25 protein-coding genes, 1 tRNA gene and 1 other annotated feature (1 of these 27 cut by a window edge) are annotated in these 26082 nt (G+C 53.8%); of the genes, 10 read left to right on the plus strand and 16 right to left on the minus strand.

Going from position 1 to position 26082, the window contains the following annotated elements:
- Positions 1–171: a binding site (T-box leader), on the plus strand; it begins 92 nt to the left of the window's first position.
- A 72-nt stretch (positions 172–243) separates the two neighbouring features.
- Complete coding sequence (gene metG, locus F1379_RS09070; RefSeq protein ID WP_150268671.1) at positions 244–1902, plus strand: methionine--tRNA ligase; 1659 nt, start codon at positions 244–246, stop codon at positions 1900–1902.
- Positions 1903–2288: 386 nt separating this feature from the next.
- On the opposite strand, the gene F1379_RS09075 is transcribed toward metG, so the two are convergent.
- Together F1379_RS09075 and F1379_RS09080 are read right to left on the minus strand one after the other, a co-directional pair.
- Positions 2289–2738, minus strand: coding sequence for an NUDIX hydrolase (locus F1379_RS09075; RefSeq protein WP_150268673.1), 450 nt, complete (start codon positions 2736–2738; stop codon positions 2289–2291).
- 72 nt (positions 2739–2810) lie between these two features.
- Positions 2811–3311, minus strand: a complete 501-nt coding sequence (locus tag F1379_RS09080; protein ID WP_150268675.1) for a cupin domain-containing protein — start codon at positions 3309–3311, stop codon at positions 2811–2813.
- A 192-nt stretch (positions 3312–3503) separates the two neighbouring features.
- On the opposite strand from F1379_RS09080, the gene F1379_RS09085 reads away from it, so the two are divergent.
- A tRNA-Val gene (locus F1379_RS09085) sits at positions 3504–3575 on the plus strand.
- Between the two features lie 199 nt (positions 3576–3774).
- On the opposite strand, the gene F1379_RS09090 is transcribed toward F1379_RS09085, so the two are convergent.
- Positions 3775–4524: a hypothetical protein gene (locus F1379_RS09090; RefSeq protein WP_150268678.1), complete on the minus strand. Its 750-nt coding sequence runs from the start codon at positions 4522–4524 to the stop codon at positions 3775–3777.
- A 109-nt stretch (positions 4525–4633) separates the two neighbouring features.
- On the opposite strand from F1379_RS09090, the gene F1379_RS09095 reads away from it, so the two are divergent.
- Complete coding sequence (locus F1379_RS09095; protein ID WP_150268680.1) at positions 4634–4834, plus strand: DUF6199 family natural product biosynthesis protein; 201 nt, start codon at positions 4634–4636, stop codon at positions 4832–4834.
- 173 nt (positions 4835–5007) lie between these two features.
- Positions 5008–5442 (plus strand): hypothetical protein, encoded by a 435-nt coding sequence (locus tag F1379_RS09100; RefSeq protein WP_150268682.1) that lies wholly within the window; start codon positions 5008–5010, stop codon positions 5440–5442.
- A 99-nt stretch (positions 5443–5541) separates the two neighbouring features.
- Here F1379_RS09100 and F1379_RS29730 read toward each other — a convergent pair whose 3' ends face one another.
- The 6 genes from F1379_RS29730 to F1379_RS09125 all read right to left on the minus strand — a co-directional run bounded on the left by F1379_RS29730 (position 5542) and on the right by F1379_RS09125 (position 10389).
- Positions 5542–5715, minus strand: coding sequence for a hypothetical protein (locus F1379_RS29730; RefSeq protein WP_162551108.1), 174 nt, complete (start codon positions 5713–5715; stop codon positions 5542–5544).
- A 111-nt stretch (positions 5716–5826) separates the two neighbouring features.
- Positions 5827–6222: a LytTR family DNA-binding domain-containing protein gene (locus tag F1379_RS09105; protein WP_150268684.1), complete on the minus strand. Its 396-nt coding sequence runs from the start codon at positions 6220–6222 to the stop codon at positions 5827–5829.
- A 78-nt stretch (positions 6223–6300) separates the two neighbouring features.
- Entirely contained in the window at positions 6301–6930 is a 630-nt protein-coding gene (locus F1379_RS09110) for a hypothetical protein (protein ID WP_150268687.1), read from the minus strand.
- A gap of 140 nt (positions 6931–7070) precedes the next feature.
- Positions 7071–8681: a helix-turn-helix domain-containing protein gene (locus F1379_RS09115; protein WP_150268689.1), complete on the minus strand. Its 1611-nt coding sequence runs from the start codon at positions 8679–8681 to the stop codon at positions 7071–7073.
- Between the two features lie 105 nt (positions 8682–8786).
- The gene (locus F1379_RS09120; protein WP_150268691.1) at positions 8787–9818 is read right to left on the minus strand and encodes an ABC transporter substrate-binding protein; all 1032 of its coding nucleotides are present in this window, start codon (positions 9816–9818) and stop codon (positions 8787–8789) included.
- A gap of 85 nt (positions 9819–9903) precedes the next feature.
- Entirely contained in the window at positions 9904–10389 is a 486-nt protein-coding gene (locus F1379_RS09125) for an NUDIX hydrolase (RefSeq protein ID WP_150268693.1), read from the minus strand.
- A 219-nt stretch (positions 10390–10608) separates the two neighbouring features.
- Here F1379_RS09125 and F1379_RS09130 point away from each other — a divergent pair, with 219 nt between their 5' ends.
- A complete protein-coding gene (locus F1379_RS09130; RefSeq protein WP_150268696.1) occupies positions 10609–11667 on the plus strand; it encodes a LacI family DNA-binding transcriptional regulator in 1059 nt (352 codons plus the stop codon).
- A gap of 92 nt (positions 11668–11759) precedes the next feature.
- On the plus strand, positions 11760–14195 hold the full coding sequence (locus F1379_RS09135; RefSeq protein WP_150268697.1) for a glycoside hydrolase family 94 protein: 2436 nt from the start codon (positions 11760–11762) through the stop codon (positions 14193–14195).
- 150 nt (positions 14196–14345) lie between these two features.
- Here the strand turns inward: F1379_RS09135 and F1379_RS09140 are convergent, their stop codons facing one another.
- Entirely contained in the window at positions 14346–16313 is a 1968-nt protein-coding gene (locus F1379_RS09140) for a glycoside hydrolase family 127 protein (RefSeq protein ID WP_150268699.1), read from the minus strand.
- A 175-nt stretch (positions 16314–16488) separates the two neighbouring features.
- On the opposite strand from F1379_RS09140, the gene F1379_RS09145 reads away from it, so the two are divergent.
- The 4 genes from F1379_RS09145 to F1379_RS09160 all read left to right on the plus strand — a co-directional run bounded on the left by F1379_RS09145 (position 16489) and on the right by F1379_RS09160 (position 19366).
- Positions 16489–17361 carry a helix-turn-helix transcriptional regulator gene (locus F1379_RS09145; protein ID WP_150268701.1) on the plus strand — a complete coding sequence of 291 codons (873 nt, stop codon included), beginning with the start codon at positions 16489–16491 and terminating at the stop codon, positions 17359–17361.
- A gap of 90 nt (positions 17362–17451) precedes the next feature.
- Entirely contained in the window at positions 17452–18036 is a 585-nt protein-coding gene (locus F1379_RS09150) for a YitT family protein (protein ID WP_150268703.1), read from the plus strand.
- A 115-nt stretch (positions 18037–18151) separates the two neighbouring features.
- Complete coding sequence (locus F1379_RS09155) at positions 18152–18919, plus strand: threonine/serine exporter family protein (RefSeq protein ID WP_150268704.1); 768 nt, start codon at positions 18152–18154, stop codon at positions 18917–18919.
- A gap of 24 nt (positions 18920–18943) precedes the next feature.
- On the plus strand, positions 18944–19366 hold the full coding sequence (locus tag F1379_RS09160; RefSeq protein WP_150268706.1) for a threonine/serine exporter family protein: 423 nt from the start codon (positions 18944–18946) through the stop codon (positions 19364–19366).
- Positions 19367–19541: 175 nt separating this feature from the next.
- On the opposite strand, the gene F1379_RS09165 is transcribed toward F1379_RS09160, so the two are convergent.
- The 6 genes from F1379_RS09165 to F1379_RS09190 form a co-directional block, all read right to left on the minus strand.
- Entirely contained in the window at positions 19542–20054 is a 513-nt protein-coding gene (locus tag F1379_RS09165; protein ID WP_150268708.1) for a GNAT family N-acetyltransferase, read from the minus strand.
- A gap of 1 nt (position 20055) precedes the next feature.
- The gene (locus tag F1379_RS09170; RefSeq protein ID WP_150268710.1) at positions 20056–22065 is read right to left on the minus strand and encodes a Na+/H+ antiporter; all 2010 of its coding nucleotides are present in this window, start codon (positions 22063–22065) and stop codon (positions 20056–20058) included.
- 190 nt (positions 22066–22255) lie between these two features.
- A complete protein-coding gene (locus F1379_RS09175; protein ID WP_150268712.1) occupies positions 22256–22891 on the minus strand; it encodes an NAD(P)-dependent oxidoreductase in 636 nt (211 codons plus the stop codon).
- Between the two features lie 30 nt (positions 22892–22921).
- The gene (locus F1379_RS09180; protein WP_150268714.1) at positions 22922–23791 is read right to left on the minus strand and encodes a VOC family protein; all 870 of its coding nucleotides are present in this window, start codon (positions 23789–23791) and stop codon (positions 22922–22924) included.
- A gap of 837 nt (positions 23792–24628) precedes the next feature.
- Positions 24629–25048, minus strand: a complete 420-nt coding sequence (locus F1379_RS09185) for a hypothetical protein (RefSeq protein WP_150268716.1) — start codon at positions 25046–25048, stop codon at positions 24629–24631.
- 528 nt (positions 25049–25576) lie between these two features.
- The gene (locus F1379_RS09190; protein ID WP_150268719.1) at positions 25577–26026 is read right to left on the minus strand and encodes an Rrf2 family transcriptional regulator; all 450 of its coding nucleotides are present in this window, start codon (positions 26024–26026) and stop codon (positions 25577–25579) included.
- Positions 26027–26082: the final 56 nt, after the last annotated feature.

Here is a 26082-nt window from a genome sequence, read left to right on the forward strand (position 1 = left end):
GTCTCCGAGCTGTGCACCGAAATCCTTATCCGGGTCGTAGGCTGCACCGGTATGCACCCGTTACCGTGCTAGGGTATAACCGGCTTGCCCGGCGTACCTGAAGAGATGAATACCGCGAGGTGTTCATGAAGTTGGGTGGTAACACGCGGGCTGAAGGCTCTCGTCCCTTTAAGGGGACGGGAGCCTTTTTGTCGTCTGTAAGTACCCCCTGCAAGCATTCCGAATTCGAGGAGGAAGACAAGAATGACTAACATTTTTATCGGCGGGGCCTGGCCCTACGCCAACGGCTCCCTGCATCTGGGCAGAGTAGCCAGCATCCTGCCCGGTGATATTCTCGCCCGTTATCACCGCGCCAAAGGTGACCGGGTGCTCTATGTATCCGGCAGCGACTGCCATGGAACGCCTGTTGCCGTGCAGGCAGCCAAGGAAGGTGTAGCTCCCGGCGAATTTGCCGGCCGTTACCACCGGGAGTTCGCGGACAACTTCGCACGCCTGGGCTTCACGTATGATCTGTATACCAGAACCGATCAGCCGGAGCATCATAAGGCCGTGCAGGAATTGTTCCGGCAGCTGCAGGACAACGGCCACCTGTATGAACGAACCGTGCTGCAGTGTTATTGTGAACAGGACCGCCGTTTCCTGCCGGACCGCTACGTGGAAGGCGTATGTCCGGTCTGCGGCGCACAGGCACGCGGGGACCAGTGTGATTATTGCTCCACCCTGCTCGACCCCATAGACCTGCTCTCGCGCACCTGCAAGCTCTGCGGTACAGAGCCGGTGCTGCGGCCGGCGAAGCATCTCTACTTCTCGCTATCCGGCTTTCAGGAGCGGTTAACGGAAGCTGTGGACGCTGCCGAAGGCTGGCGGGAGAACGCGCTGCGGATGACCCGCCGCTATCTGGAGGAGGGCCTGCAGGACCGGGCGGCAACCCGTGACCTCGATTGGGGTGTCGATGTGCCGGTCCCGGGCTTTGAGGACAAAAAAATCTACGTCTGGATCGAAGCGGTCAGCGGCTACCTGTCCGCCAGCAAGGAATGGGCCGCCCGGACCGGAGGGCGCTGGGAGGATTTCTGGGTCGATCCCGGCACAGCCGCAGACCCTAGCTCGGAAATCACCGCTTATTATGTACACGGCAAAGACAATGTGCCTTTCCACAGCCTGGTTTGGCCAGGCATCCTGCTGGGAGCGGGCGGCTTACATCTTCCCGACCGGCTGCTCGCCTGCGAGTACATGACGCTGGAAGGCCAGAAATTCTCCACCAGCCGCGACTGGGCGGTATGGCTGCCGGATATTCTCAGCCGCTATCAGCCGGATTCCGTACGTTATTTTCTGGTGGCGAATGGACCCGAGAAGCGGGATACCGATTTCTCCTGGCGGGAATTTATTCACAGCCATAACGGTGAACTGCTCGGTGCTTTCGGAAATTTGGTGAACCGGACGCTGGTCTTTGCCCGCAAAGCCTTTGCAGAAACGGTTCCGGAAGGTACGCTTGAACCGGAATGGAGCGACGCGCTCAAGACGCTGTATGCAGAAACCGGACAGCGTATAGAAGCCGGGCGTTTCAAAGACGCACTGGAGCTGGTGTTCAGCTACATCCGTAAGGCGAACAAATATTTTGACGAACGCAAACCCTGGCTGCAGATCAAGGAAGACCCTGCTGCCTGTGGCCACACTTTGTATAACTGCATTCAGATTATCGCCAATCTCGCCCAGCTGCTGAATCCATTCGTACCTTTCTCCTGCGCGGATATCCGGAAGTTTCTTTCACTAGAGGCACCTGTCTGGCAGCCTGTTGCTGTAAAGGCGGGGACATATATCGAAGAGCCTAAGCTGCTGTTTGAACGGATTGACCCGGAGCGGATCGCTGAAGAGACAGCCAGGCTGAAGGAGCAGACACACTAACGATCTGATTCTGCCGCTGCCGGTGAATGATCTCCAGTCTTCTTACGACGATGTTAATTGAAGCTGTTTCTGCAAGAAGAAGCATTCTCCGGGGAGGGCATGCTGCCCCTTGAAATGTATTTGAACAATACAGAGTGATCTGGCGAAAATCAACACATACCCTTTTGCTTATATCCCATGCGATGCCCTGAGTGCGCTTCAACCCAAGCTTCGAGTCGGTCCCGCTCCGAACGCCTACCAGTTGATTGCAGGCAGACTGCCCGTTGCAGAAGCCACGAACGAACAGCTCTACCGGCAAGCATTAGAAGCGCTCAGCAATGTTAATGCTTACCCGAAATATGTGAATACCGATTTGCACCGAGGCGGCGGCAACGCAGTCCATGCACTTATTCGTGGGTGGGCAGTACGCTTTGCCGCTCTGCTGCCAGAAACTCCGTGACTTTAGCGTGCAGCACCGGATAAATCAGTGGGTAGGTCAGTGCTTCAGGCAGTTCGGAGAACCTGCGGATCTCTGCCATTTCATAGCCCGGCAGCGTTCCAAAGTCCTGTACCTCTGCATAAAAAAGCTTGCCGTAATTCAGCGGAATATCTTCCCGTTCCACAGAATACACACATACCGGATACAGCACATACTGCCCGGCTCCGGTCTCTTCATACAATTCTCTAGCCGCTGCCTGCGCCGCCGTCTCTCCAACTTCGATATGACCGCCGGCAAATTCCCAGGTGCTCCGCTCTCTGTGACGGGCCAGCACCCAATCTTCGCCCTGCTTCACGAAGATCACCACATACATCAACTGCTTTTCATCTATGCCTGATTCATAAGTATTCACTTTCATAATCCAGTTACCTCCTTAATATGTGTGTCGGGACTCTGCGGCTATGCTGGGGTGCAGATGCTCTGCATGCTGCTACCGCTCATTCCACTCGGCCAGCAGCCGTTTCCAAAGATCAGCGGTCCCGTTTTCGCCCAGATAATAATCGACCCGGTCCTCCGCCTGATACAGCTCTTCGTAGGGCAGAATATTGATCTTGCCGGAATCGGGATACTCCGCGACATCAAGCCCGTTGTTCGTCCGCAAGTCCAGGTATGTACAAGGCTGATCCGTAGGGTTGAACAGTTGATGCGCCCCGCTCGGACCCGTTTCAAAAAAGATTGTATCCCCCGCTTTCACCTCCTGCAGCCCCTCCGGCGTCCGCAGCAAGGCCTTCCCTGCCATAATGACGAACATCTCCTCGGCATTGCGGTGGAAGTGGTACGGATACGAGTATTTGCCCGGGTCCAGCGAACGGAAGTGAAAGATCAGATGCTGGGAGTCCGCCAGTTTCTCCGTCGTGTGCCAGGAAAACTCGGGAACAGGAGATTGTCTCACTTTATAGGAAAGATTGTCTTCATTAAAGATCACCGGCATATACCTTTTCCTCCCCGAACCTGTAGATTGATTACAGAATAGATGTAATGGTTGTATCTGGAAATGATATTTCTCCTAGACGCAGGAACGTATGTTTGATGATATCACCGTCTCAAGAACCGCCCTTCGAGACAGTAAAATAAAAAAACCTTGCCATCACCTCACATTCTGTGATATTATAAATTTCGTTGCAGGACGGTAGCTCAGCGGGAGAGCACTATCTTGACAGGGTAGGGGTCATGGGTTCGAACCCCATCCGTCCTATACTGTAACACCCATGAAACCCTTATTTTATAAGGGTTTTTCTGTTGTTTATAGACAGAAAATGAACATGTCAAAGAAGCCGCTGGCCCCTTGTGACCACGGATACACACAGCATTTATATCTCCGCAAATAAAAAAGTCGACCTTCCCGGTTTTACGGAAGATCGACTTTTTAACGTTCAACAATGGCGGCAGCCAAACTACTCCCCCAGCCTCTCCTCAAAAAACCGCACAAGCCCCGCCGATTGGATTGAGTATTCTTTTTGACTCCGCTTGTTCGTAATCTCAACAAAGATATTCCCATCACGATATTTCATCCGAATGGATAGATGCTCATTGGATTTCATGAGGAAGACGATATCCGCAGCCAAATCACGTTCCGCATAGGGAACCTCAGTAATCTTGCTCTCCGGCACCGAATTAAACATAGAACGGAGCTGGTCCATCTCCTGCTGATTTAACTCGATATACCGGTTATCCACGTCCGCTGCACCACTGTAGATCCACATCGCCGCACTGGCGATATCATCTGCTGCTATCTGTTCCCAGTCAATCTCCGGCTCATACATCAGCTGGCTGATTAAACTGCCTGACCCCAGCATTCCTGCCATACCTAACACAACCACAGCAGCCATGATCGTAGCCGACAACCGGCTTATGTCCAGATAACCGTAAATCGTCCAAAGCATACTCGCCACCAATGAGGGAACCAACAGAAAGCTAAAGAAGCCCGTTTTGATCGAGTAGTCGATCATCGCTTCCAGAGATAATTGAATCGTCGTGCCTTGAGCATATTCATACAAAAACGGACCCGAAACACTAATCACCAGACATAAGGGGAGTAGTATCCAGTACAACCGAACAGCTTGAGACGTATGAATGACCCGGAGAAGCTTGTATATCAGCGTCGGATATATAATAGAACCTGCCAGCATTAGCATAACGTTCATAGGAATACTCCTTCTACATATAATGAAGCTCTGCAAGCGCCCGAACCTTGAATTTTACCGTAACCTTCCTCAACTCCCAAACGTACTTCTATAAAAAGGAGCTGATCCCATGGTCTTGTTCGCCATTCTATTTATAGTTATTGCCCTGCTTAATATTTTCTTCCCGGCGCTCGGCTGGCATTTACGCTATGGCTGGATGGTCAAAGGGGAGTCCGAACCCAGCGACACATACCTGTTAATGACCAGAATTAGCGGAGTTATCGTGCTTATTGTGTTTCTGTTTATCGGGCTGCCGGTCATGCTGCGTTAATATAAGCTGATTTGCGCCCAACAAGCTTTCCAATTTTGTAATTTACGTGAACTTACTTCACTTCCGCAATTTTACTCTCTCTTTCCAGATGGAATAGATTTACACTATATACAAGGGATGGTATAGTAGAAACGAAGCGGGTGTTACCGCTTACAATTCTGGGAGGTGTAATGATGATTCGCAAAAAAGGTATTGCTTTGGTTCTCGCCTTGCTGTTCACCTTGAGCATCGCTACCTCTGCTTCTGCAGCTTCACAAACGTTTACGATCCCGCGTCTGGATTACTTTCTGCAGCACGGTATGAACAGCGGGGATTCCTCATCCTTTGTGTACACCAATACGACGGGCGTCACAGCAACAGCGATCTTCCGCATAACTAATGTCAACCCAACCGACAATGGCACGGATCAGGTTAAAAACAAGCTGCAAGGAACTTATTACATGCGGTATGCGAACGGGTCCACTGTTTCGCTCGGGACAATCAGCGGATCTACTCTGTCCGGAGGACTCTACAGTTATCTCGCTCCCGGCGCTTCGCTGGTGGTCGATTTGAAGCCGGCGAGCGGAGTAAACCAAGTCTCTTTCAAGATCACTTTCTCCAAACAATAAAACGCAGTGATACGAAACAGCCCGGACTTGCCGCTAAAGGCAAATTCGGGCTGTTCTATAATTGATGGTTCTGCCGCCGCACGCCGATAAGCTCCACTTCTAAAATGTTTTCTCCAGAAAAGAACCGAATGCATATCCGATACCGTACGAATCTGTCGCCAACGCTTCTAATGTCTGTACAATGAAGGTTGCTGTATGGAACGCGAGAGTTAGTGCGTAAATAAAGATAAGCGGACTCAAGGCCAGCAGTAGCTGCTGCATTTTATCTTTCATTGGGCCAACGACTCCTTATGTAAGGGTTAAGATGACCATACCATCATCAGGCAAAAAAAGAACCCTGCCGGTTATGACAGGATTGGCGTGAATCCAGTAATCCATAGCGGATTACCACATAGGCAGTTCAATAAACTGGATCGGTGTATCGGTGGCTTTAATATTCTTGCTGACCTCACGGTAACCCTTCTCGGAAAGAAAACACTTGGGCTGAGTGCCTGCAGCATTCTCTCCGAAATAGGCGATATTAAAGGTTTTGTCGATCTGCACGATATTGGTAACATGGATCAGGGTGTTGCGGTCAGCCAGCACAAAGTTATATCCGGAGCCCGACAAGGCGGTCAGCCAGTATTTCAAGGTGCCCACAGTATAATACAGCTCGTCGCGTGTATGGACCAGAATCCGGTACATGGATCCCTCGAATTCCATATAATTAATTTCGGCAATCTCCAGCGTGAACAGCCCCGTAGTCCCCTTCGGATCTTTACTTACAGATATGCTACTCATGATGACCAACTCCAATATTAGTTAAGCAATTCCTCCGGAACTTCCGGTAATACATTGCGCTGGCGCTCCCCCAGGACTTCAAGCATCTTCCTTCTCCTTCTTGGTCGCATAATACAGCATAAATGAGGTGATGGCCAAGAAGACTACTGAATTCAGCAAGATATCCTTGAAAAATAGCAGAACGGAGATCCCGAGCAGAAAGCCGACGAGCAGAATGACCAGGATGATATCCTCCAGCTTCAGCCTCAGCCTGTCCATGTCGAAGGTGAAGCCCTTCCCTTTACGGTAAAGCTGCCAGAATAGTGCAAATACGACTGATCCGCTCAAGGTTTGCAGTAAGTACCCGTTGCCCAGGCTCGCTTCAACATTTGCAATGGAGCCGAACACCACAAAAAGCAGGAGGGTCTGAATGACAGCAAATACGGCATATCCGGAAATGGTGGCGATAATCGACAGCAGGACGGGTATCCTTACTACGGCTGCGAAGAATAGAATGAAGATAATGATAAAAATCAGCGGAGCTACATTAGCCATGCCCAGCTCATTTCGCAGCAGATAGCTTTGTAAATTGTTCAGCATAATAACGAACAAAGCCTGCCGGGCATAGCGTTTCCACTTGAACCGGAACAAACACATAATCATATAATAGAGCGCAAAAGTTTCAATGGTGGAAAAGAACATAAATCCCACCGGTTCCCACGACAACATACAACACCGCCCGACAATATTCTAGATGCAATATGAAATAATTATATAACTTTTGGCCTAATCTAGTATAGATAAAATACACTAAAGCGCATAAAGCGAAGCCACGGTTCGGACATATATTGTCTTTCTGCATCCGGATCTTAAGCCAGCACCTGCAACACATCGCTTATCTTCCGCCGATGCGCGAGAACACCGTAGTTCATCCAGGCCATAAAATCCACTTCATATACAGTACCGCTCCGGACTGCGGGCAGAGCACGCCAGAGCTCGGTCTCCAGCAGCTCCCGCCCCTCTCCTTCCAGCTTGTCAAAGGTAATGAACAAATGGTCGGCATGCAGCAGGGATAATTCCTCTGCGGACAGGGTGACCCGCTTCTGTCCCGATGTCAGCCTGCGGACGAGCGGATGCGGAGTCAGCCCGAGATCCTGATGCAGCACCGGCGCCGTATACCCAAGCCCGTCACAGCCGTAAAGGGCAACGCCAGCGGCAGATATCCGCAGAAAAGCTACGGTCTGCTGCCGCACAGAACGGCTAAGCTGCCTCATGGCCAGCTGGGCTTCATGCTCGTACTCCGCAATCACCTCCCGGACGCGCTCCGGCCGGCCGAAGACGGCTGCGGCCGACCGCAGGGTGGCCCGCCAATCCTCCTGATAGTGTGGAAGCTTAAACAGCGGGGCGACAGTGCCGCATTCCTCCAGATGCCAGCGCCGGAACCCGTCGTCCAGCATAATCAGCTCAGGCGAATACCGGGCCAGCTCCTGCCAATCGCCGCTCGATATATCAATGGCCGGCACCTGCCGGAGCTGGAGATAGTCCTGCTTTCCCCAGTCAGGATGGCAATACTGCGCCACCGGCGTTATACCGAGCGCCAGCAGGTAATCCTCCAGAAAAGGTGCAAATACCCTGCCGCCTGTCTGATGAATACTCCGGTATTGTCCCGGTGTAACACCGACCAGCCCTTTAAAGCGGCGGTTGAAATAATATTCGTTGCTGTACCCGACAGACAGCGCAATTTCATGCAGCCGGTCCCCGGTCAGCAGCAGCTGCTGCTGTGCCCGCTCAATGCGTAAGCGGTTCAGATACTCCAAAGGGTTCTGCCCGGTAACCTCTTTGAAGAGCTGTGAATAGCGGGTACGTCCGATTCCCGCAACTTCAGCAAGCAATTCGACGGTAATGGTCTCGGAATAATGCTCCTGTATGTAGAGAATAGAGCGCTGGACCGCCCTCCGTTCATCGATAACCGGCACCGTATAAGGGTTGGCCCGCATCAGCAGGAGCAGTAGCTCCTGAAAACGGATCTGGCCCGCAAACCGTTCGACCGGCTCTCTGCTTTGACGGCTCTGGGCAACCTCCTCGAGCATCAGCAGGCACTGCGATATCGGGCGGCAGCTGACCGGTCCCGGCCGGAGCAGTTCCTCCCGAGGCGCCATGTCCGGCCTGGTTCCGCTCTGCATAGAGTCGCTGCGGACGGCCGCAAATTCGAGGCGGTACAGCACAAGCCCATGAGCACCGCCCTGTATACGGCAACTCATTCCCTGCTCGGACAGCCAGCCGTTCCCCCTTTCAAGGGCGCACCGCTCCTGCTCCGTCTGAGCCCAGCCTTGCCCCTCCAGAGGAATGAACAGCGTATATCCGGCAGAGCTCGTCCGCTGTATCCGTTCACCCGGCGGGCATGATAATTTCTCGATCTGCTTCAAGCTATAGTATGGCGTATCCGAAATGGAAGCGCCGTTTCCGGCAGACTCTATCATATCTCCGCCTCCTTATTGAGAATCATTTTCATGAATAATAGTGTAAGACAAAAAAGAAGGCCCATCAACCATGCGATGGACCTTCCGTTATACAATTTACCGCTTCTAATTATTGGCCATTGCTTCCAGCAGATCGTCAAGCTTCATCGAGTTGGCCGTAATCGCCCCGGATTGCCAATGCGAGCGCTCCATCCGGTATATATGCCCGTTCTTCACGGCAGGCAGGCTCTGCCACAGCGGGTCATCCAGAATACGGATCGCTTCCTGGTTCTCAGCTGTCTCCCATGCGCCGTTGTCCGGGAAAATAATGATCCGGTCCGCCTCCAGCTCGGGAATCAGCTCCTCCGAAATGATCTGCTGATATTCAGTCATCGCGGCAGCCATAGGCACAGGGGTCAGGCCGAACTGATCATAGATTACACCGGTGTAGCGGTTCTTGACGCCGAAGAGTGCAAAAGTCTTATCCGCTACATTCAGCCGGATCACAGCTACCTTCTCCTGGCCAACCGCCGCCTGCAGCCTGGCTTTGCCTTCTTCAACCTTTTTATCGTAATCAGCCAGTACTGATTCGGCCTTCTCAGGAATACCTAGCGCATCGGCTATCGCCGTTAACACCTGCCGTGAGTCCTGAAGCACGCTATCGGGCAGACGGTAGGTCGGGGCAACCTTCGCATATTGCTCATACTTCTCCGCATCGACTCCGCCATCCAAGATAATCAGGTCCGGCTCTTCGGCGAGGAGCGCCTCTATGCTTCCGGAGATATCGAACTCAGGCACATCCAGGCCCAGATAATCCTGCTTGCCCCAGCTCGGATGGTACCACTGCACTACAGGTGTCACTTCAAGCGCCTTCAAATAGTCTTCCACATAGATACCTGCGATCCGCTGCGGATGGGTGGGAATTTCCACTTCGCCGAATTCACCGGCAATAGTGCGCGTTGCTGCCTCATCTGAAGAGCCTGCATTCGTTCCTTCTGCGGCGCTGTTGCCACTGCTGGTGTTCTGCTGGGCCGCATTCTCTGTCTGTAAGGTATCGGCTTCGCTTGCAGTATTCCCGTCAGCCCCGCAAGCTGCCAGTGCAGTCATTGCCAGCAGCAGTACTGCTGTTATCATCCATTGACGTCCCCGTTTAAACATGTTGCCTTCACTCCTATGCTTCATTGTGATTGATTATCATTCTCAATAATCAGCTATGAACATAGTAACATGTCTACTCCAGCTTTCAATGCACTTTCTTTGCGGAATTCTTATACAAACTGTTATGCGACTCGTACTTGAATTCTTTCATTTTGCCTTTGATGTACGGGTTAATCGGATCAGGCAGATGCTGCGGACCAAAAAATCCCGCCTCCAGCACTTCCCTGCCATCCGGCACCGGCTGTCCTTCAAAATCTGTAGATGTATAGCAAATGACCACATTGTAGTATTCGTGCCCGTTACGCAGCTTTACATGGAGTTCTTCGCCGGAATACACGCCGTAAAGCTTGAGATTCTTGACCGTAATTCCTGTTTCCTCCGCCACCTCACGGATCACGCAAGCTTCCGCCGATTCGCCCAGCTCCATCAATCCACCAGGTATCCCCCACTGTCCATCCGAATGTTTCACTAACAGAACCTCGCCAGACGCGTTAAACAACAGCACACTTGCTCTGACCAGAATAAGCGGGGCATTCCCGACAGCTTTACGCAACGTTTCAATATAACCCACGAACCACCTCTCCCTTCATGTACAACCTGGTTCAAATGTATCGTACATTTTTTACGAAAAAAAGAGAAAAAACAGCGCGCCCATTGCCTATTTTCCTCCTATCCAAAGGTTATCAGCGCTTGATGCCCGGCATTGTCCTTCATCCAAATTCTAATTGCTTTCTGAGAGCTTTTATTTTACAATAGGCTCATAAACGCGCGTTTATGAAAGGGGGCCCTTATGCGCAGCGAAGATATCGCAAGATTGGCCGGGGTGTCCCGCAGCACGGTATCCCGTGTGATCAACAATTATCCGAATGTCCCGGAAGATACCCGCGCGAAGGTGCTGAAGGTCATTGAACAGCATCAGTACGAACCCAACAGCTTCGCCCGGGCGCTGGCCGGCAAGAAGACCGATACGATCGGCCTGTTCGCGGTCAGCATGAACGAGAAGGAGAATGCGACGCGGATCTATCAGAACAATTACTTCGCACCGTTCGTCGATGCCATTGTGGATACGGCGAACGCCCGCGGCTGTTATGTGCTGATTCATACCGTATACTCTCCCGATGATTTTCCGAAGGTCAAGCAGGCATTCCTGCAGAAACGGATCGACGGCGGCATCATCGTCGGAACCCAGAAGGATATTGATATCGTCCGGGAAATGGTCGGTCTCGACTCCCCGCTGGTGCTGATTGATTACGACATCTCAGAGATCATGTCCGAGCATCTCGATCGTAATCATCTGGCGATTGTCAACTCCAAGGACTATGACGGTACGGTAGAGGCTATCGAATATCTGATCGGCCTGGGACATCAAGAAATTGGCATGATCTGCGGACGCATGAACACTTACTCCGGCAGGGAACGCTATATGGCATACGCAGATACCCTGAAGCGGCATCAATTGCCTCTGAATGAACGCTATATCCTGAAGGGCGAATTCCTGAAGGAAGCTGCCTATGAAGAGGTCAAGCAGCTGCTGTCATCCGGCGGCCCGCTGCCTACCGCATTCTTCTCAGCCAACGACGATATGGCTATTTCGGCCATGGAAGCGTTCTCGGAATGTGGCATTGCGGTACCGGAGGATGTCTCCATCGCCGGCTTCGATGATGTGCAGCTTGCTTCACGTATTCATCCGAAGCTGACCTCCGTGCGGCTGCCGATTTATGAAATGTCCAAGGCCGCCGTCGAGAAAGTGATCGAGCTGTGCGATGCCAGCCAGCCGACCTTCAGCACCATCAGCTTTCCGGCCCGTCTCATTGAGCGGGATTCCTGCCAGCCGCCGAAGCAGCGGTAGGATTTCTGAATAAAGCAATCCCCCAAGGCCCCGGGGGACTTTTGCTGAGCCTTATAAACGCGCGTTCACAATCGAAAGGAGACTTTCTACTTATGAAATTCGGAAACTTTGACGACACTCGCAAAGAGTACGTGATTAACACTCCAAAAACGCCTTATCCATGGATCAACTACCTTGGCAACGAGCAATTCTTCGGCCTTATCTCCAATACTGCCGGCGGTTATACCTTCTACCGTGATGCACGCATGAGAAGACTTACCCGTTACCGGTATAACAATATTCCGCTGGACAACGGCGGCCGCTACTACTACCTGCATGACGGCGGTGATTTCTGGACTCCGGGCTGGATGCCGGTTAAGCGTGATCTCGATTTCTACGAGTGCCGCCACGGTCTTGGCTATACTTCCATCACTGGTGAGCGGAACGGTATTTCCGTTAACCAGCTTGCTTTTGTACCGATGGGCCACAATGCCGAAGTTCACCGTCTAATCGTGAAGAACACCGGAGATGTGAAGAAATCGGTTAAGCTGTTCTCCTTTGCCGAGTTCTGTCTGTGGAATGCCCATGATGATATGACCAACTTCCAGCGCAATCTGAGCATTGGCGAGGTTGAAGTCAAGGATTCCGTTATCTATCACAAAACCGAGTACCGTGAGCGCAGAAACCACTACGCTTTCTACTCTGTCAATAAACCGCTGGCCGGCTTCGACACTGACCGTGAATCCTTCCTCGGTATGTTCAACGGACTGGACAATCCTGCGGTGGTCGCTTCCGGACAGGCAAGCAACTCCGTTGCCTCCGGCTGGTCGCCAATCGGCTCCCATGCTTTGGATATTACGCTCGAACCGGGTGAACAACAGTCCCTTATCTTCGTACTCGGCTATATCGAGAACCCGGAAGAAGAGAAATGGGAAGCTCTGAATGTCATCAACAAAAAACCGGCACAGGCTGTTATCGATCAGTTCGCAACAGACGAGCAGGTTGACGCTGCACTTGCTGTTCTGGCTGCACACTGGGATAACCTGCTGTCCAAATACCAGATCCAGAGCGGTGACGACAAGCTGAACCGGATGGTTAACATCTGGAATCCATATCAGTGTATGGTTACGTTCAACATGTCCCGTTCCGCTTCCTACTTCGAATCCGGGATCGGCCGCGGTATGGGCTTCCGCGATTCCAACCAGGACTTGCTCGGCTTCGTACACCAGATTCCAGAGCGTGCCAGAGAACGTATTCTCGACATCGCCGCTACCCAATTCCCTGACGGCAGCGCGTATCACCAGTACCAGCCGCTGACCAAAAAGGGCAACAACGAAGTCGGCTCCGGCTTCAATGATGATCCGCTCTGGCTGATCTCGGGAACTGCTGCCTACATTAAGGAAACCGGCGACTATTCGATTCTTGATGAGCAGGTTCCTTTTGACAGCAATCCGGACCATACCGCTACCCTGTTTGAGCATTTGAAGCTGTCCTTTGAGCATGTTACCAACAACCTCGGACCTCACGGCCTGCCGCTGATCGGCCGCGCGGACTGGAATGACTGCCTCAACCTGAACTGCTTCTCCACCGTTCCGGGCGAATCGTTCCAGACCACTGAGAACATCGCAGGCGGCACAGCAGAATCTGTATTCATCGCAGGCTTGTTCGTCTTCGTCGGACCGGACTATGCCGAAATCTGCCGCATGCGCGGACTTGACGATCTGGCTGCAGACGCTGTAGCGAAGATCGACAACATGCGTGAAATCACGCTGACTCACGGCTTCGACGGAGACTGGTTCCTGCGCGCCTATGACCACTACGGCGATAAGATCGGCAGCAACGAGAACGAAGAAGGCAAAATCTTCATCGAGCCGCAGGGCATCTGCGTTATGGCCGGCATCGGTGTGGAAGGTGGAGAAGCCGCCAAGGCGCTGACTTCCGTAGAGGAGCACCTGGATACTGAATACGGTATCGTATTGCAGCAGCCAGCTTACTCCAAGTACTATCTGAATCTGGGCGAAATTTCCACGTACCCTCCGGGCTACAAGGAAAATGCCGGTATTTTCTGCCACAACAACCCGTGGATCATGATCGCTGAAACTGTGCTTGGACACGGGGACAGAGCGTTCGAAATCTACAAAAAAATCGCTCCTGCCTACCTGGAGGACATCAGTGAAGTACACCGCATGGAGCCTTACGTGTACTCCCAGATGATCGCCGGTAAAGACGCTGTTCGTCACGGTGAAGCGAAGAACTCCTGGCTGACAGGTACTGCAGCTTGGAACTATGTAGCCATTACGCAGTCCATCCTGGGTATCCAGGCAGACTTCCGCGGCCTCAAGGTTGATCCTTGTATTCCTGCTGAGTGGGACGGCTTCGAGATCACCCGCGTCTTCCGCGGTGACACTTATGTCATCCAGATCAAGAACCCGAACCATGTCTCCAAGGGCGTGGCCAGCCTGATCCTCGACGGCGCTGCCGTAGAAGGCAACATCATTACACCTGTAGGCGACGGCGGTGTGCATCAGGTTGTCGTTGAGCTTGGTTAATGGTTTGATATTCAATGTAAATATGTAAGCAAAGAACCCGGAAGTCCGCTGCACAGCGGCGCTTCCGGGTTCTTTGCGGTTCTTAGTGCCATGCGTTTGTTATACGCATGTCGTACGCATGTCGTTCGCATATCGTGCTCTTATCACCAGCTAAATTCTGTCTTCTTTCACCCATACAGTCATCTCGCCGCTGCCGCGGTTGCCCCATAGATAATACGGAACCGCCGTCACTTTGACGGGCTGCGACTGAGGCTTCCTGCGGCTATACAGTCCGTCTTCCCAGCTGCCGGACTCGGTACGGAAGCCGGAGCCCTCCACGATAACGGCTCCGCCCAGCAGCGCTGGTTCAAACCGGTCGGTGAAGCCGCTCGCCGCGCTCCAGGTAATGGAGCTAAGCGGCTGGCCGTTATCGGCCTCTTCGAGGCAATAGACCAGCGGTCCCCGCTGGATAGCCGCCTTCTGCGCATCCGCACGCAGATTAGGATGGGAGTAGACCCGGTGGGCCTCCATCGGGATGTCCACCTCGACCAGATCGCCGGGCTGCCATAATCTGCGGAGCACGAGGTAGCCCTGCTCAGTGCTGAACGCATCCTGCTGCGGCTGACCGTTAATGCTCAGCTGCATTCCGTCACTCCAGGAAGGAATACGCAGTGCCAGGCCGAAATCGGCGGCCTGCTCCGGATTCACACGGAAGCTTACCTTGCCTTCCCATGGGAAGCTGCTCTGTTGTTCGATGCTTACATTCGTACCGCCCAAAGCCGTTGTCCATTCGCTGCCGATGTAGAGATTCACATATGCAGTGTCTCCGTGCACCGTATAAATATATTGATCCAGTGAGGTCAGCAGACGCGCTACATTCGGCGGGCAGCAGGCACAGCCGAACCAGCCCTGGCGTTCGCTCTTGACATGATGCTTGCCCGGGTCATGCTTGCAGGCCTGCGGCCACACCTCCAGCGGATTCACGTAGAAGTAATGCTTGCCGTCCTGGGCCATGGAGCCCAGGACATTATTGTACAGCGCCCGCTCCATCACGTCGGCATACCGCGCGTCCGGCGACAGCTCCAGCATTCTCCGGGCAAAGAAGATCAGGCCGATTGAAGCGCAGGTCTCTGCATAGGCGGTATCGTTCGGCAGATCATAGTCGAAGGTGAACGCTTCCCCGTGATGGGTAGAGCCGATTCCGCCGGTAATATACATCTGCTTCCCTGTCATATTGGCCCACAGCCGCTCACAGGCCTCGCGCAAGCCCGCATCACCGGTAATCGCCGCCAGATCGGCCATGGCCGTGTACATGTATACGGCGCGGACCGAGTGACCTACCGCAACCTCCTGCTCACGGACCGGAACATCGGCCTGGTTATAAGCCGGGTCCATCTGCTCTGTCCGCCCGAGCCAGTGGCTAACCTGGTCCCGCTGCTTCCACTCTTCCACCAGGAAATTCGGCTGCTGGCCCCGCTCATTAATGAAGAAGGCGCTGAGCTTCAGATATTTCTCTTCTCCTGTCAGCCTGTACAGCTTGACCAGCGCCAGCTCAATCTCCTGATGGCCGTCATAGCCCTTCAGCTTGCCGTCTTCCGGTCCAAACACGGTATCAACGTAATCGACCATCCGGCGCATGATGTTCAGCAGCTTGTCTTTACCGGTCGCCTCATAGTAAGCCACCGCAGCTTCAATAAAGTGACCCGCACAGTACAGCTCATGACAGTCGGTCAGATTGGTCCAGCGCTTGCCCGGCTCTTTGATGGTAAAATACGTATTTAAATATCCGTCGGGTTGCTGGGCTTCGCCCACCAGATCAATGACCTCATCGGCGCGGCGTTCCAGCTCGGCATCCGGCTTCAGCATCAGCGAATATGCCACTGCCTCCAGCCACTTGGCCACGTCGCTGTCCTGAAACACCATGCCGCCATACTCTCCGGTTCTTCTGCCGGCAGCGATTTCAAAATTGGCTATCGCATAGCTCGGCGCCGCCTCCGGCACCCGGTCATGCAGCGCCTCGTATTGATACGGGATGACCACATCCTGGACTAGCGCGATATATTTGTTCCAAAATCCGTCGCGGACGGCGGCCTGATATCGGCCGTTTGCCGGCATGGTTCCAATTCCGTTGTTATTCATGTTATGCATCCCCTCTGCTGTATTGATTTCACCCTCGCTATTTGCAATTATAGAAGCTAGAATGAATAAAAAACAGCTCTTTCTGCAACCCTGTTTTTGTACTATCTCACACTGTATAAATTACTATTCCGGCGCTTTTGCCTACGCGGCTGCGGCCGGCCTGAGAGGAACCGTTATGGCCCATAACCCTACTTATATCCATTTCGCCGTCCCGCCTTTCCCCTATTTTCTGGAGGCGGGTCGCACCGTATATCAGCCCGGAGAGCAGCATCCCGGCCGCAGCCGTCTGGGCATCTTCGATCTGCTGATCATCGAAGAAGGCTGCCTGTTCATCGGCGAGGACAAGCAGACCTGGGCGGCAGCAGCCGGGAGCACCCTGCTGCTGCTGCCTGACAGGCAGCATTATCCGGTCAAGCCCTGCAAAGAGACCACTTCGTTTGTCTGGATTCACTTCCAGACCGTAGGCGAGTGGGGTCAATCCACGGGCGAGTCTGTATATGCTGAGCGGGACCGCCACTTCCGCAGCTTCCATACCTATCCGTACACCATACGGATGCCGCAATACGGCCTGCTGCCGGGACTGCTGGCACGCAGCGGCCAGGCAGCCCTCCTGCCGGAGCTAAGCCGGGAACGCCGCTCAAGCGCAGTCTGGCGGCAGCAGCGTCTGTTCGAGGAGATGCTGCAGCTGCTCGATCTCGCCCGCCAGGACGAGGGCGGCAACCAGGCCGCTGAGATTGCCGAGCGCACCGAGGCTTATATCCGCAGTCATTACGCCGAGCGGCTGACTAACCGCTCGCTGGCGGAGGCACTGCATTTTCATTACAACTATCTCGCCCGTTGCATGAAGCGCGTCTATGGACTGACACCGATGGAGTATCTGACCGATTACAGACTCGAGCAAGCCAAGCTGCTGCTGCTGAAGACAGAACTTCCGGTCTCGGCCGTCGCCGAGCGTACCGGTTTTGAGAGCATCGCCTATTTCTCACGGCGGTTTACGCATAAGGTCGGCCACTCTCCGCTGCAATTCCGCAAGCGGTACTCGCGTTAAGCCGCATCCGGTAATTTTATGCTATTCAGCTATTTTCGGCCATCGCTTCGCATAAGCATAAGACATGCCTTTTATGTGGAGAGATTACAAATGAAACAATCATACATTAAACTGATCATAATTCTGGCAGGCAGCCTGCTGATCGCAATTGCGACCAATTTCCTGCTTGTTCCTTACAAAATCCTTGACGGCGGGATTATCGGAATTGCCCTCATTATCAATTATTTATCCGGCACCAGCATCGGACTGGCCATCCTGCTCTGCAGCCTGCCCGTATTCCTGCTGGCCTGGCTGAAGGAGCGGGAGCTTTTTTACAGCAGTGTGCTTGGGCTGCTCGCCTCCTCCGTCCTGATCGAACTGCTCTCACCGCTGCAGTATTATTTCTTGTACTATATCGAATTGGGTTCGGTCTCGAGCGCCATAATCGGCGGCTTTCTGATGGGAACCGGCCTTGGCCTGATGCTGCGCTTCAAAGCCAGTACAGGAGGAACGGATCTGCTGGCCAGGTTCATCAGCCGGGCTGTGCCGCTCAATGTCGGCCTGATTATTTTTCTGACGGATGCCCTTATCATCGGGACTGGCGGCCTGCTGATCTCCAAGGAGACCTTTATGCATTCGCTGCTGACGATTTTTTCCGGAGGCGTGGCAACCGGCCTGCTTACGCTGGATAACTGAAGCCGGAATGGCCGCCGCTGAAAGATAGATCGGATTGTTTGGGCAGGGCCTTGCAATTTTCCGGCTTTGCGGCGACAATCGGATATATGACATTTCAGGGGAGGATCAAAAGAAGTTGGAAAGCCCAAGCACCTTTAGCAATACTTCCGCGCATGACATTACCGATCTCTGCTTGCTGGCCGGCAAAATTATGCTGCAGAGCGGCGCGGAAACCTACCGGGTGGAGGACACGATGTCGCGTATGGCGGCCGCGCTCGGCTTTCCGGGTGCGCACAGCTATGTGACGCCGACCGTCATCATGTTCACAACCAGCCGGACCGAGCCGGTGAAGCTGTTCCGGATCGCCGAGCGGACCACTGACCTCCAGAAGGTATCGGAGGTGAACGATATCTCGCGCCGGCTGAGCGAACGACAGCTCACGATGGCCGAGGCCCGGGAGCGTCTGGGCCAGGTGGACGATGCCGCCCATGCCTATCCAGCCTGGATGCAAATCGCTGCTGCTGCCGTCACCGGTGCCTGCTTCACCGTCATGTTCAAGGGCAGCCTGTGGGATGCCTTGCCTGCACTGTTTGTGTCCGGTCTCGGCTTTGCGGTTGCAGGCTACCTGCACCGGCTGGTACAGATCCGTTTCTTCGCGGAATTTACCGCCTCATTCCTCATCGGTCTCTCTGCCTTCTTCTCCGTCAAGTACGGTATCGGCCGCGAAATGGATAAGATTATCATCGGATCGGTGATGCCGCTCGTTCCGGGCCTGCTCATTACGAACGCTGTCCGCGACCTGATGGCCGGGCATCTCGTCTCCGGGCTGTCCAAGGGCGCCGACGCGTTTCTGACCGCCTTTGCAATCGGGACAGGCATCGGTCTGGTGCTGTCGATTCTATAATCAAGTGAAAGAGGTCAAGCCTTCATGATATTGCAGCTTATCACTAGCTTTTTTGCGGCCGCTGCCTTCTGCATTCTGTTCAATGCGCCGCGCCGGGCGCTTTTCCAGTGCGGCATTGCCGGCATGATCGGCTGGGTGCTGTATTGGGAGCTGGAGCGCGAGTGGGGTACGGTGATCTCCACCTTTGCCGCCACCGTTGTCGTCGGTGTCATCAGCCAGATCTTTGCCCGTTCCTTCAAGATGCCGGTTATCATCTTCAGCGTCGGCGGCATCATTCCCATGGTTCCCGGCGGCCTGGCCTATGACGCGATGCGCAATTTTGTGGAAAGCGACAATAACCAGGCGATTCAATATGGCGTACAGGCGCTCCTTCTGTCCGGAGCGATTGCCGCTGGACTTGTGCTCAGTGAGGTGCTGGGGCAGATGTTCAGGCGGAGGACCGGTTGAAAATGAATAACAGGACGCAAGCATTCGTCCGGAAGCGTCCTTAGCGGACTGGAAGGAACAGTCACACCGTCCGAATATGATGGTGTCTGTTCCTGCGAGATATCACACGAAAGCCCGCCTGGCGAGGATTACTCCTTCTGCAGGCGGGCTTTTGACATTTCATATGTAGCGGTTATCAAGCCAGTATCTTCTGATAGCTGGCAATATCCAGCCATGCGCCGAACTTGTAGCCGATTTCCTTGAACAAGGCGCTTTGCTCATAGCCATGCCGCTGAAACAGGCGGCGGCTGGGCTCATTGTCCGCGCAGACAGTTGCCACCAGCACATGGAAGCCGAGCTCCGAAGCCTGCCGCTCGATGAAATCCAGCGCTTTCCCGCCGATTCCCTGGCCCGCCTGGTCCGGCTTCAAGTAAATACTGATCTCGCCGGAGGTGTCGTAGGCCTGCTTGTTCTTGTGTCTGGCAATCAGCACGTAGCCGAGCATGTCCCCGTCCTGCACAATGGCATAGGACCGGAAGCGCGTGTCTCCGCTTAACACGGAAGCGCGCATTTCAGACGCCTCCAGCGGCTCCGTATGGAACGAGACAGTTGTATTCTGTACATAATAGTTGTAAATATCCACTGTCTCCTGCAGATGTTCTTCCCCAAGCTCTACAAATAACAGCGCCGCAGCACGGGCTTCTCCCATATTAATCCTCCCAAATCGATGTTTCCAGCTGGTCCACGAAGCGGCGGAGCCTTCCGGCGATTCGCAGATTGATCGTGCCTTCCTGATACATCTCCTGGACCTTGTCCCGCTGCTCCTGAATGGCCTGCAGCTTCAGCTCCAGCTTACGGTCGTCAATCACTCCATCCTTGCTCCAGCCTTCCCCCTGCTCCAGCCGGGACTCAAGCCGCTCGTACTTGTCGATGACACGCTGGGCGGCCAGGCGGTTCTCTCCGCTCATCCCGGCGCCGACTGCCGAAGCTGCGGCCTGGCACATCGCAATCTTCGCCTTGCGGGCGCTCTCGGCCTGCTGGACGGCCTCCCTGCTGATCTCACCGCCGGAGCGGACCGTGAAGAGTCCGGAGAACAGGCGCTGGAGCTCTGTCAGGGAGAACTTAACCTGCGTATCGAACCTCCGGCAGAGTATGGACTCGGTGTGATCGAGCATCTCCTCCAGCTTGACGGCCACCGGCGCTTCGATCCGCCCTTCCTCAAGGAGCCGCCGCAGCTCTGTCCGTTCCGCCTCGAGCCCATTCAGGCGCGCTTCCATGCCAAGCTTGCGGAAGCGTTCCGCGGCGATATCGTTCTCCGTCTTGGGTGCACACAGCCGGTCAATCTTGTCGGTGAATTCCAGCAGCGCCGGCTGAGTACCGCCGCCGGGCGAATCTGCGACCAGCCCCCGCAGCATGCTCATGCCTGCATCAATAACCACGGATCGGGCAGCCAGCTCCTTGCTCTGAGTTCCCGCCGCTTCCGCTTTACCCGCGAGAAGCGGCAGAAAGACACTGGCGATGACCAGCGACATCAGGATAACGCCGGCCGCCAAAGCAATAATGAGGTCCCGCTCCGGGAACGGAGAGCCGTCGCCGAGCACCAGCGGGATCGAGAACGCCCCGGCCAAGGTCACCGCGCCGCGTACACCGGAGATGGAGGTAATCAGCTGCGATTTCAGCGGAGCACGCGCTGTCCTCCGCCGCCGGCTCTCAAAGAATGAGTAAGCATAGACCCAGAGGAAGCGGATTGCAATCAGGAGCGCCGTTATCGCCAGTACATACCCGGTTACGGTGAAGTTGCTCAAGGATTCATCATGGTAGATAACCTCAACAACGTCAGGAACCGATACCCCGAGAATCAGGAAGACCAATCCGTTCAGGATAAACAGCAGCACCGACCAGGTACTGGCCGATACCAGCTGCAGCTTGTACTGTGGAGATACCGCCCGGTCCTTCTCGACCGCATAGACAATGCCTCCGGCTACAACCGCCAGGATACCGGATACGCCGATCTCCTCGCTGATCAGATAAATCAGAAACGGCGTCAAGATTTGCAGAAGCACATGCACGGTGACATCCTCCATGCCGAGCCTGCGGATAAACACCCCGAGCCGGATCAGCAGGAAGGACAGCACCGCCCCCAGCAGAAGGCCCCCGACGGCAATCAGAATGAAGCTCAGCGTGGCCTGCGGCAGCGAGAACGCTCCGGTCACCATCGCCGCAATGGCGAACTTGAAAGCGACCAGCCCGGAAGCGTCGTTCATCAGCGACTCGCCCTCCAGAATCCGGTGGATACTGCCCGGCAGATGCACCCGCCCGGCCAGCGAGCCGACCGCGACCGCATCCGTCGGCGAGAGAATGGCGGCAAGTGCAAAAGCCGCAGCCAGCGGAATGGAAGGGATCATCCAGTGGATGGCATACCCTGCGACCAGTACGGTTACAAATACTAGGCCCAGCGCAAGGAGCAGGATCGGTGCCCTTAAATTCCACAGTTCATCGCGCGGCGTCCGCTTCCCGTCATTATAGAGCAGCGGTGCGATAAATAATATGAAGAATAGCTCAGGTTCAAATTCCATATGTATGCCCGTCGGCACGAGCGCAGCTACAATACCCAGCCCGATCTGGATCAGCGGAATCGGTACAAACGGGATGAACCGGTGCACGATATTCGATACTGCAATTAATACCAGCAGCAACAGTACCGCCAAAAATGTCTCCAACCCCATCATCTCCATCAACTATTTATTGAAGATTATAGCTTAATTCTGCACAGAGTGGCAAAACAGCAGCTTTAATCCGGCTTTAATCCGGCATCAGCCCGCCGCGGCGGCAGAAAAAGCAAAATGGAAGGCCCAGCCGGATCATCCGGCCTGCCTTCCGTGTTCATTCCTGTGATATCAGGATTCCGGTTCAGGATTCCGATACTACTGTAAACCGCTCTCCGATATGCTGCGGACGCTCGATCTCGTCTACAATGGCAATCGCGTAATCAGCATAGCTGACGTAGCTTTCACCCTTGGAGTTGAACAGCAGCTGATCCTTGCCTGCGGCATAAGCGCCTTTGCGTTCACCTTCAGCGAAGGTCGCCGAAGGACTGACAAACGTCCATTTGAGGCCTGAGGTGCCTTGGAGAATCTCCAGATTCCGCGCCTGGTTCAGGGCTGTCGGCTTCACAAAGTCCGGAAACCCGGGAGCTTCAGCCACCTTCTGCGAACGAGTCTCGTCGGTGTAAAGACTGCCGGCGCCGCCAACCACGATTAACCGTGTATCCGGAGTGTTCTTAAGCGCATCAATCAGCACATTCCCGGCATCCACATGCAGATGCTCCTGCCCGAATGGCGCACCGAACGCATTGACCACTACATCGAAGGGCTGCAGGTCTGCGGAGGTCAAAGCAAAAATGTCCTTGACCAGGATTGCAGCCCGGCTATCCTTCACTTTGGCTGCGTCACGGACAATGGCCGTTACCTCATGCCCGCGGTTTAATGCTTCCGCTGTAATTTCGTTCCCTGCCTTGCCGCCTGCTCCAATAACAGCTATTCTCATCGCTCGTTCCCCCCGGTTCAATGTTAGCACTCAATTTGTCTTAGCGATTATTCTGGTACCGATATTCCACGGGTCATACAGTATGGTCTCATCACCGGACGCTTCCACCCGGTAGCCTGCGCTGCGTACACGCCCCACTACCGCCTCAAGCTCAGCACGGTCCGGCACCACCAGTGTATAATAATCAATCCCCGGTGCATTAGGAGAAGCTGCAGGTGCGCCGTGTCCAGCCCATACGTTCAGCCCCATGTGATGATGGTAACCGCCCGCCGAGATGAACAACGCGGAATTGCCGTAACGGGTTGTCGGCTGAAAGCCCAGCACCTTCACATAGAACTTCGCAGCCTCCTCCAGATCACCGACGTGGAAATGAACATGCCCGATAACCGTTCCGGCAGGCAGTCCGTTCCATTCCAGGCCTTCGGAAGCCGCCAGCAGCCCTTCCACATCCACCGGATCGGTGTTCATGATCAGATTTCCCTGCTCATCATGCTGCCAGGTGTCGCGCGGGCGGTCCCGGTACAGTTCAATGCCGTTGTTATCCGGGTCCTGAATATACAGCGCTTCACTAACTGCATGATCCCCCTGTCCGATATCAATGCCCGATTCGATCAGATTGCGCAGCACCAGACCCAGACTCGGCCGGTCCGGCACCAGAATCGCAAAGTGATACAACCCCGACGCCGAATTCTTGCGCAGCGTCTGCGCATCCGGAATTTCCCGCAATATAAGAAGCGCCGTCTTGCCGTCCGCCGTCAGTTCAGCTTCATGCCCCTCCCGGCGCAACAGCTGCAAACCAACTACCTGTTCATAAAATTCCAATGAACGCTCCAACTGGCTAACTCTGATCTGCACCGTGCCGAGCTCAATATCGCGGTGCAAGGTGGCCGTTGCCTCCATTACAATCCCCTCCTGGTCCAATGTCCGTTTCGAATACTATCCATTTCCGCTTAGTTTAAACAGCTGTATTTAATTCCATGCACAGCTGTAACATAACCTGTTACATATTAACTAACTTTATTATAGCTGCATATAATAAGTTCGTCAATTACAAATTATTAAGTGCGGAAATATAGCTCTAGTACCTTGACCAATTCAAATTCCAGGGATAAGTGCTTCAATTCCCTCTAGCTTGCTCATTATAAAGTGCCATTGCACCGATTTCTGAGCCTCGTTTCGTTTCACATCCCACGCAGTCACTTCTTGCTGGAGCCGTTCTAAGCAGCCAATTCGGCGTTGCAAACACTAACGTACAGGTGAAATTAGATGGCGATTTTCCACTAACCCTAAACAAGAGCAACCTGAGAACTTTAAGGTATTGTCCTTCTTTTCGTTAGGTGAGCTTGGTTTGTGGATTATGGTCGATTTTTCGCCTATGTTTGCCCTGTCTACCTTAACTGCAGCCCATTGTGGTCGGTTTTTCGACTACAATCGGCCCGTTTACCCTTGAGATAGCGCATTGTGGTCGATTTTTCGACTACAATCGACCTGTTTACCCTCGCGACAGAGTAAAGTAGTCGGTTTTTCGACTACAATAAAATTTTTTAGCCGGACTGTGCTGTTTGTCCGCCTGTTCACGGAAAAGGGCTGCAGGTGCAGACGTCTCCAGCCTTGCTCGCAAATAGATGGTGCGTAGCTACGATTTGATGCGGTCAAGGTACTAGTCCGGTTCTTTTGAAATTGTACAGGGAGTACAACTCATGGCTGTAGCTCTAACGCTATACTGGCAGAAACAAATTACTGCAAACGCGTGGTGCCGCTGTATACCCGATTCTCCAAGGTTGCCTTGCTCAGCCAGCTCATCAACAATTCGCGGTTAATCAGAAACTGGTCATCAACCTTTATGTACGGCAATCTCTCCCCGACATATACTCCATTATTGCTCAGGATTGAACTCTCCGCCTTGATAATGTTCAGCACCTGATCCCCGGTCAGACGGAGCAAAGCCCCGGCCTCCGCCAGCGTCAGGACAGGACTGTCATCATCCTCTTGTACAGTCTCCTGCCGCTGTGCTGTGAGCTGCATCTGCGATATCATGGCCTGCATCATTTCCTCATTGCCGGCTCTTCTCTCCGAGCTTACAATCCGGCAGCCCCAGACAAACGAGATCCCCAGAATCAGACTTGCCGCCAGGATGAGTATGGGATGATTTTTCATAACTGCGATCGTCTCCTTCAAAATGATTTACCATCCAGATATTCCATCAGCCAACAATCGCGGAATTCCCCTTCATGCCATTCACGGGCCTTGAGCAGGTGTTTGCGCACAAAGCCATTTTTCTCATAGACTCTGATCGCTCGCGCATTCCCGCACTGCGGGTCCATTGCAATAACGTCTGCCCCCGGGGCCCCTTTACTGAATTGCTCCCTATTCGCCAGATTTGCTCAGCACCTACAGGCACTTCCTTTAGGCTGCCCGCCGTTCTACTGACAGTCTACTCCGGCTGGAATTTCGTGTAAAAGAAGCAGACAGCGTGCAATACACCTCACAAAGTAAAGCTTTTGCATGAAGCTCATTCAGGTACTATACCGGTAAAAAGAGGACCCCGCCGCCAGCCGGCAGGGCCCATAAAATACAAATGGGCTCTGCCGAGGGGACGGCAAAGCCCGTTAAATACATCCACTGGGGGTGGAGAATTACATTATACACCTCAAACCTTAAAAATACATAAATGGAAGCTTAAGCTTACTTGAAATCGGCTTGCTGTGACTGCTCCAGAGCCGGCAGCGTGCCGACAATCTGATCCAGGGTGACGCCCTTCAGTACATCCTCCATCGCCGTTTGCGCCAAGGTGAACACCGGAATGATCGCTCCTGCGATATTCCGTCCTACCGGGCAGGCCGGATTGGGATGCTCATGCACGGCAAACAGCGAGCCTTCTTCAACGGCATTGACCGCCTTATAAATGTCCAGCAATGTAATTGCCGAGCTGCTGCGCGTCAGCTTGGCTCCCGCGACGCCGGGCCGCACATCCACCAAGCCCGCTTTATGAAGCATCCCTGTAATCCGCCGGATGACGACGGGATTGGTGTTGACGCTGGCGGCTATCCATTCCGAGGTGCTTTTGCCGTCCTTGTTGCTGTCAATCAGGGTCAAGATATGAATAGCCACCGCAAACCGGGTACTGATGTTCATGGCTGTGTCTCCTTTAAGCCTATGCGTACAAGCTGAAATAATGATGCAACAATGAT

Origin of the sequence: Paenibacillus tepidiphilus (assembly GCF_008635795.1) — a bacterium.
Lineage (GTDB): Bacteria > Bacillota > Bacilli > Paenibacillales > Paenibacillaceae > Paenibacillus_AQ > Paenibacillus_AQ tepidiphilus.

What these genes read in the sequence shown, in the direction of transcription:
- metG (WP_150268671.1), top strand. Translation starts at nt 244, where the DNA reads ATGACTAACATTTTTATCGGCGGGGCCTGGCCCTACGCCAACGGCTCC.
- F1379_RS09075 (WP_150268673.1), bottom strand. Translation starts at nt 2,738, where the DNA reads ATGAAAGTGAATACTTATGAATCAGGCATAGATGAAAAGCAGTTGATG.
- F1379_RS09080 (WP_150268675.1), bottom strand. Translation starts at nt 3,311, where the DNA reads ATGCCGGTGATCTTTAATGAAGACAATCTTTCCTATAAAGTGAGACAA.
- F1379_RS09090 (WP_150268678.1), bottom strand. Translation starts at nt 4,524, where the DNA reads ATGAACGTTATGCTAATGCTGGCAGGTTCTATTATATATCCGACGCTG.
- F1379_RS09095 (WP_150268680.1), top strand. Translation starts at nt 4,634, where the DNA reads ATGGTCTTGTTCGCCATTCTATTTATAGTTATTGCCCTGCTTAATATT.
- F1379_RS09100 (WP_150268682.1), top strand. Translation starts at nt 5,008, where the DNA reads ATGATTCGCAAAAAAGGTATTGCTTTGGTTCTCGCCTTGCTGTTCACC.
- F1379_RS29730 (WP_162551108.1), bottom strand. Translation starts at nt 5,715, where the DNA reads ATGAAAGATAAAATGCAGCAGCTACTGCTGGCCTTGAGTCCGCTTATC.
- F1379_RS09105 (WP_150268684.1), bottom strand. Translation starts at nt 6,222, where the DNA reads ATGAGTAGCATATCTGTAAGTAAAGATCCGAAGGGGACTACGGGGCTG.
- F1379_RS09110 (WP_150268687.1), bottom strand. Translation starts at nt 6,930, where the DNA reads ATGTTGTCGTGGGAACCGGTGGGATTTATGTTCTTTTCCACCATTGAA.
- F1379_RS09115 (WP_150268689.1), bottom strand. Translation starts at nt 8,681, where the DNA reads ATGATAGAGTCTGCCGGAAACGGCGCTTCCATTTCGGATACGCCATAC.
- F1379_RS09120 (WP_150268691.1), bottom strand. Translation starts at nt 9,818, where the DNA reads ATGTTTAAACGGGGACGTCAATGGATGATAACAGCAGTACTGCTGCTG.
- F1379_RS09130 (WP_150268696.1), top strand. Translation starts at nt 10,609, where the DNA reads ATGCGCAGCGAAGATATCGCAAGATTGGCCGGGGTGTCCCGCAGCACG.
- F1379_RS09135 (WP_150268697.1), top strand. Translation starts at nt 11,760, where the DNA reads ATGAAATTCGGAAACTTTGACGACACTCGCAAAGAGTACGTGATTAAC.
- F1379_RS09140 (WP_150268699.1), bottom strand. Translation starts at nt 16,313, where the DNA reads ATGAATAACAACGGAATTGGAACCATGCCGGCAAACGGCCGATATCAG.
- F1379_RS09145 (WP_150268701.1), top strand. Translation starts at nt 16,489, where the DNA reads ATGGCCCATAACCCTACTTATATCCATTTCGCCGTCCCGCCTTTCCCC.
- F1379_RS09150 (WP_150268703.1), top strand. Translation starts at nt 17,452, where the DNA reads ATGAAACAATCATACATTAAACTGATCATAATTCTGGCAGGCAGCCTG.
- F1379_RS09160 (WP_150268706.1), top strand. Translation starts at nt 18,944, where the DNA reads ATGATATTGCAGCTTATCACTAGCTTTTTTGCGGCCGCTGCCTTCTGC.
- F1379_RS09165 (WP_150268708.1), bottom strand. Translation starts at nt 20,054, where the DNA reads ATGGGAGAAGCCCGTGCTGCGGCGCTGTTATTTGTAGAGCTTGGGGAA.
- F1379_RS09175 (WP_150268712.1), bottom strand. Translation starts at nt 22,891, where the DNA reads ATGAGAATAGCTGTTATTGGAGCAGGCGGCAAGGCAGGGAACGAAATT.
- F1379_RS09180 (WP_150268714.1), bottom strand. Translation starts at nt 23,791, where the DNA reads ATGGAGGCAACGGCCACCTTGCACCGCGATATTGAGCTCGGCACGGTG.
- F1379_RS09185 (WP_150268716.1), bottom strand. Translation starts at nt 25,048, where the DNA reads ATGAAAAATCATCCCATACTCATCCTGGCGGCAAGTCTGATTCTGGGG.
- F1379_RS09190 (WP_150268719.1), bottom strand. Translation starts at nt 26,026, where the DNA reads ATGAACATCAGTACCCGGTTTGCGGTGGCTATTCATATCTTGACCCTG.